The sequence below is a fragment of the Streptomyces sp. NRRL F-5122 genome (assembly GCF_001507435.1).
In the GTDB taxonomy this organism is placed as follows: Bacteria; Actinomycetota; Actinomycetes; order Streptomycetales; family Streptomycetaceae; genus Streptomyces; species Streptomyces lannensis.
This window is the reverse complement of the sequence record NZ_LMWH01000282.1, coordinates 21,524-27,523: the sequence shown is the minus strand read 5'-3', so window position 1 is coordinate 27,523 and position 6,000 is coordinate 21,524. Positions and strand designations below refer to the sequence as shown.

At 66.5% G+C, this 6,000-nt stretch carries 3 protein-coding genes and 1 pseudogene; 3 read left to right on the top strand and 1 reads right to left on the bottom strand.

Annotated features, from left to right (window positions below; genetic code table 11):
* The 3 genes and pseudogenes from ADL25_RS52020 to ADL25_RS40220 all read left to right on the top strand — a co-directional run.
* Positions 1-457 (top strand): annotated as a pseudogene (locus ADL25_RS52020) (transposase); the annotation flags it as partial.
* A 697-nt stretch (positions 458-1,154) separates the two neighbouring features.
* Positions 1,155-2,411 (top strand): MFS transporter, encoded by a 1,257-nt coding sequence (locus ADL25_RS40230; protein ID WP_059132887.1) that lies wholly within the window; start codon positions 1,155-1,157, stop codon positions 2,409-2,411.
* Positions 2,412-3,136: 725 nt separating this feature from the next.
* Positions 3,137-3,319 carry a hypothetical protein gene (locus ADL25_RS40220; protein ID WP_059132885.1) on the top strand — a complete coding sequence of 61 codons (183 nt, stop codon included), beginning with the start codon at positions 3,137-3,139 and terminating at the stop codon, positions 3,317-3,319.
* On the opposite strand, the gene acnA is transcribed toward ADL25_RS40220, so the two are convergent.
* Positions 3,297-5,984 carry an aconitate hydratase AcnA gene (acnA, locus tag ADL25_RS40215; RefSeq protein WP_324614097.1) on the bottom strand — a complete coding sequence of 896 codons (2,688 nt, stop codon included), beginning with the start codon at positions 5,982-5,984 and terminating at the stop codon, positions 3,297-3,299. The two genes, ADL25_RS40220 and acnA, sit on opposite strands and share 23 nt — an antisense overlap.
* Positions 5,985-6,000: the final 16 nt, after the last annotated feature.

Sequence of the window (6,000 nt, the reverse complement as noted above, 5' to 3'; positions counted from 1 at the left end):
GTGGTGGTCACGTTGCGATGCCACCGCTGCCGATGTGGACCGGCTCTGGCAATCGTTTCTGCGGCGATTCGATCTTGAACACACCTTCAGAATGATCAAGCAGACCCTTGGCTGGACCGCTCCGAAACTCCGCGACCCGACCGCGGCAGACCGCTGGACCTGGCTGATCATCGCCGCCTATACCCAACTCCGCCTCGCCCGGCCCCTGGCCGAAGACCTCCGTCGGCCATGGGAACGGCCGGCACGACATGGACGCTTCACACCCGCGCGCGTCCGCCGAGGATTTCGCCGCCTCCACAGGAAGACCCCTCAGCCAGCCCGCGCACCGAAATCCGGCACGGCAGGCCCCGGTCGGCCAGCAGGCTCGAAGAACAAGCGCCGAGCCCGCGAGCACCCCGTCGGAAAACAAAACAAAGCAGACACTGCGAAGCCCGCCTCAAAGCGGCAGGCAGCATAAACGCCAAGCTAAGAACTCGCAGAAGAACAACATGCGGGCGAGCATCGCGCTGACCTGGGACGCCAAGTCCCAGAGCCCACAAGTTAATTCTCTGCAAGTCCTTCGCTCGACAGCGAACAGCAACACCCGGGCCACCCCACTGGTACTCAGGAGCCTCCCAGGCCGACTCACCTTCGTTTCCCCGCCCTACTGCTGAGGTTTTGTTGGTTCTGGGGCCGTTGGGATGGATGGTCAGGCTGGTGTGTGTGAGGAAGGATCACAGGGTTGCTCGCTGGACCAGATTCGGTGGATGCCGCGTTCGGCTGCGTCTGTGTCGCGGTCCCGTGCACGATCTGAATGCCACCTACCCGGGACGTGATCCGCACCGGGCTGGTCCCGCACTCCAGGCATCACGGTTGGTACTACCTGCCCGACGAAGTGGGCCAGATTCAAGATCAGCGATCAGGCCCGCCACCTGGGTGGATGGCTTTTCGTCACCCTCAATACTCCAGGATCCGGGTACGCGCCGCCTGGCCCTTGCCCGTGAGCTTGTGAGGCGCCCGAGGGCGTGTCGTAGCTTCCATACGCCACAGATTGGGCTTGACAGCCCAATCTCGGGTGTTGTTGACTCTGTGAAGTGGGCTACCGAGCCCACAAGAGTGCTCGGCCCGACCCGGGCTCGGCGACTACTCGCACAGCTACCGGAGGATGATCCGTTATGTCGCGACCGAACGTGGCCCCTCTCGACGACTCAGACGTATCACCAGTCGTCAACCGGCCTCGCCAGGGCAGAACGCTCCGGCTGGCATTCGCAGCTGCGCTCGTCTCCCTGGTGGCCTCATTTGCCGCGTCGGCCGCACCGATCCCCCTGTTCAACACCTACCGGGCTGAGGATGGGTTCACCAACGCCGGCATCTCGCTGGCCTTCGTCACCTACTCCGTCGGCATTATCGCCGCACTGCTGGTGCTGGGACGGCTGTCCAGTCACCTAGGGCGACGGCGCACCGCGATCGCCAGCCTCGGCCTGCTCCTGCTCGGCTGTCTGCTGCTGCTGAACGTGCACGACATCGGCACTCTGTTGGCGGGTCGGCTCCTGATGGGCGTCGGTACGGGGTTGGCCAGCAGCAGCCTTACCTCCTACATCGTCGACGCCGCGCCCACCAGGCCGGCATGGCTGGCCTCCGTCGCTTCCAGCCAGGGACCCATGCTCGGCCTCACCCTCGGCGCCATCACCGCCGGCGCCCTCGTCCAATTCGCCCCCTGGCCACGCCACCTCATATACCTGGTGTGCGCCGGTCTCCTCGTACTGTCTGCAGCACTCATCGTCATCAGCCCGGAAACCACGAAGCCGACGCCGGGCGCTTGGCGATCACTGCTGCCTCGGGTCCGCGTACCGGCTCGGGTCAGGCGTCTGCTCCCTGTCGCGGCCACGGTGTTCGTGACCACCTATGCGACCGGTGCTTTCTACCAGTCCTTCATGCCTGCGCTGGTCGAAGATCAACTCCACACCCGCAGCCCGCTCATCCTCGGACTGGTATTCGCCGCCTACATGGCCCCCAGCGTTCTCGGCGCTCCCATCGGCGGCCGATTCACACCAGCGGCAGCCCAACGCATCGGCATGGTCATCGTCCTGATCGGATGGATCGGCATCATTGCAGCCATGGTCATCGGCGCACTGCCGTTGTTCATCGCTGCAACCATCGTCACCGGCATCGGTCAAGGCATCGCCGTCAGCGCCGCCACTCGCGGCCTGCTGCACGGCAGCACCCTGGCCGACCGGGCGCCGATCTTCAGCGCAATCTACCTCCTCTGCTACAGCGGCGCCGCTTTCATCAGCCTCATCTTCGGCCAGCTCTCGAACGTCTTCTCGCTGCCACAGATCGCGCTCGGATACGGCACCCTTGCCGTTATCGCCACCCTGTTCACTGTCTTCGCTGCACGCAACCCGCGTACTGACCTGACCAGCCAAGGGTGAGTAATCACATGACGAACCTCACCGTCAGAGCAATGCCGACGTGCCATGCCGTCGCGTCGGAGCCTCCACCGTCCTCCCCCAGCCTTCGCAGGTACCCCCAGCATCCTGCGCAGCGCGAGCCTCGGCCTCGCACCCCGACGAACCCACAGCGTCCCGACATGGCGTGAGCTCGTACGCGCTCAGGCCTCCGGACTGGTCGCCGCCAACCCCTTCCACGTGGTCACCGTAGCGTTGACCAGGCTGTACACCTTCGTGGTCACGGAGATGGCACACGCACCGTCTACATCCTCGGGCGTCATCACCCATCCCACCGCAGCCCGAACCACCCACCGCATCAAAATCCTCAAGAACGCGCCACAGACACCCTGGATGAACGCCCATGTAGAGAGGCTCATACTTCCGCCACCAGGGCCGAGTGCTCCAACCGGCTGCTCTTCTATAAGGAGCAGCACCAGCAATGGGTCCTCACCCAGTACGCCGAGGACTGCAACAACTCACGCTCCCACCGTGCGCTGCAGCTTCGCGTCCCCTCCGGCGGCCCCGACGTCATCGCCCCTCCCCGCCCAACGAATCCACCGCCTCACTGACTCACTCACGGGTACTGCAATGCCAGCTAAAAAAGATCACGTCAGACGTCGGAGGCCGAGGTCAGGCGGCTACGGGACTCGGGGACCCTACAGACCTGGCGCAGCGCATGGCTGGCGGAGGAGCTGACCTTCGGGGCGGTGCTGGTGCAACTGGAGGACCGCGACCTCATGCCGTTGATCTTCAACGATGCGGAGGAGCTGAACTTCGTCGGGATCCTGGCTGGGGGTCGGCGCGGAGAACATGTGGTGCGGTGCGTCACTGCCAAGGCGTGGTCGGATCCGCGCCGTGGGTTTCCCGTCACGGGTGTGTTCCGCGGGTGAATTCGCGCAGGACGTAAGGCAGGATGCCGCCGTGTCGGTAGTGAGTCCGCTCGCGGGGCGTGTCTAGGCGTACCGCCGCTCGAAATGTCCGGGTGTCCGCGCGTACTAGCACTGTGGGAGCGGCTCCGTTGTCATCGCAGTCGTCCTCGAGGGCGTCGGGGAGGCCGAGGATGTCGTAGACCTCCTCTCCGGTGAGTCCGAGTGCGGTGACGCTGTCGCCCGGTAGGAATTGGAGCGGCAGGATGCCCATGCCCACCAGGTTCGACCGATGGATGCGTTCGAAGGACTCGGCCAGCACGGCGCGCACGCCCAGCAAGGCCGGGCCCTTGGCCGCCCAGTCCCGGGAGGAGCCGGTGCCGTACTCCTTGCCGGCCAGCAGGATGTGCGGGATGCCGGCGGCGCGGTAAGCGGCAGCCGCCTCATGGATGGTGGTGACCGCTCCGTTCGCCGTGAAGTCGCGGGTGAATCCGCCTTCGATTCCCGGGACGAGCCGGTTACGCAGCCGGATGTTGGCGAGTGCACCGCGCATCATGACCTCGTGGTTGCCGCGGCGCGAGGCGTATGTGTTGAGTCGTGCACGCGGTGTGCCGTGCGCGGTGAGGTAACGGCCCGCCGGGCTCTGCACGGGAATGGCACCGGCCGGCGAGAGGTGGTCGGTGGTCACTGAGTCGCCGAGGCTGGCCAGCACCCGCGCGCCCTGGATGTCGTCCATCGGCTCGGGCGTGTCACCCACGCCGTCCAGGAACGGGGGATGGAGCAGATACGTGGAGTTGTCGAGCCAGTCGAAGAGTTCGTCCGCCGGAGCGTCAAGTGCCGCCCAGCGAGCGTCGCCTGTAAAGACGTCCGCGTAGGCGCGGACGAACATGTCCGGTGTGAGCGCGGTTTCGACGACCTCCCGGATCTCGTTGGCGGTCGGCCAGATGTCCCGCAGGAAAACGGGGTGCCCGTTATGGTCGAGGCCGAGGGCTTCGGCGGTCAGATCGGTGTCTACGGTGCCGATCAGGGCGTATGCCACGACAAGCGGGGGTGAGGCGAGGAAGTTCATGCGTGCCTCGGGGTGGATGCGGCCCTCGAAGTTGCGGTTGCCGGACAGCACCGCGGCAACGTTGAGGCCCTGTTCGCGCACCGCTTCGGACACTCCGTCTGCCAGCGGCCCCGAGGCTCCGATGCAGGTCATGCATCCGTAGCCGGTCAGGTGGAAGCCCAGCTTCTCCAGGTACGGCGTCAGGCCCGCGGCGTCCAGGTAGTCCATGACGACGCGGGAGCCGAGCGACAGGCTGGTCTTCACCCAGGGCTTGGTCCGCAGTCCGCGTTCGACGGCGTTACGGGCGAGCAGGCCCGCGCCGACCATCACCGACGGATTGGCGGTGTTGGTACAGGAGGTGATCGCGGCGATCACAACGGCTGCATCCAGGAGGCGGCCATCGGGGCTGTGGGAATCGTCCCCTGCCGGTACGGGCCGCGTAGCACTCCCCCGCTCAGCGGTGCCGGATCGTTCGCGCAACGTGTCGCGTACCCGGGTGAGCGGCACGCGGTCCTGAGGGCGGCTCGGGCCTGCCAGGGACGGCACAACAGTAGAGAGATCGAGCCGGAGTGCCTCGGTATAGCGCGGCGGCGCGTCCGGACGGTGCCACAGCCCCTGTTCTTTCGCATAGGCCTCGACGAGGGCGACGTGCTTGGGCGCTCTGCCGGTGAAACGCAGGTAGCGCAGGGTCTCGTCATCGATCGGGAAATACCCGCAGGTCGCCCCATACTCAGGGGCCATGTTGGCCAGGGTGGCCCGGTCGGCCAAGGAGAGGCGAGCGGCTCCGTGGCCGTGGAACTCCACGAATTTGCCCACCACACCGTGCTCGCGCAGGAGTTCTGTAACGGTGAGGACCAGGTCGGTGGCGGTGGCGCCCTCGGGCAGTTCGCTGTCCAGCCGGACGCCGACCACGGGAGGGATCAGCATCGATAGGGGCTGGCCGAGCATGGCTGCCTCGGCCTCGATGCCGCCGATGCCCCAGCCCAGGGTGCTGAGGCCGCCGATCATCGTCGTGTGGGAGTCGGTGCCGAGGCACAGGTCGGGAAACGCCCAGCCGTGGCGGGTCACGACCACGCGGGCCAGGTACTCGAGGTTGACCTGGTGCATGATGCCGGTGCCGGGCGGCACGACTGCCACGTCGCGCAGCACATCGCGCCCCCACTTCAGGAAGCGGAATCGCTCGGCGTTGCGCTCGTACTCGAGCGCAACGTTGCGCTCGACCGCGTCGGGACGACCCGCTATGTCCGCGACGACCGAGTGATCGACCGTCAATTCGACGGGGATGACCGGGTTGACGCGCGCCGGGTCGCCACCGCGTTCTGCCACCGCCGCACGCAGCGCGGCGAGGTCGGCGAGGGCCGGCACCCCGTTCGTGTCATGCAGGAACGCGCGTGCCGGATGGACGTCGACGGCCCGTGCGAAGGAGTCCGCGCGCCCCCAGCCGAGCAGTGACTCGACCTGATCGGACGTCACCTGGCCCCAGTGTGCGTGGCGCAGCAGGTTCTCCAGCAGGACCTTGATCGAGTACGGCCAGGCCGCCGGGGCGATGCCGGAGATCCGTTGGACGGAGTACCGCTCACCACCGAGGGTGAGCGTGCCCGCGGTGCCGAAGTCGTCGGACCCGTATCTCAGCTTGTCCACCCGCTCTGCTCCCTCC

Bases quoted from the DNA above. Each gene is read 5' to 3' on its own strand.
- ADL25_RS40230 (WP_059132887.1), top strand. From the start codon at position 1,155: ATGTCGCGACCGAACGTGGCCCCTCTCGACGACTCAGACGTATCACCA.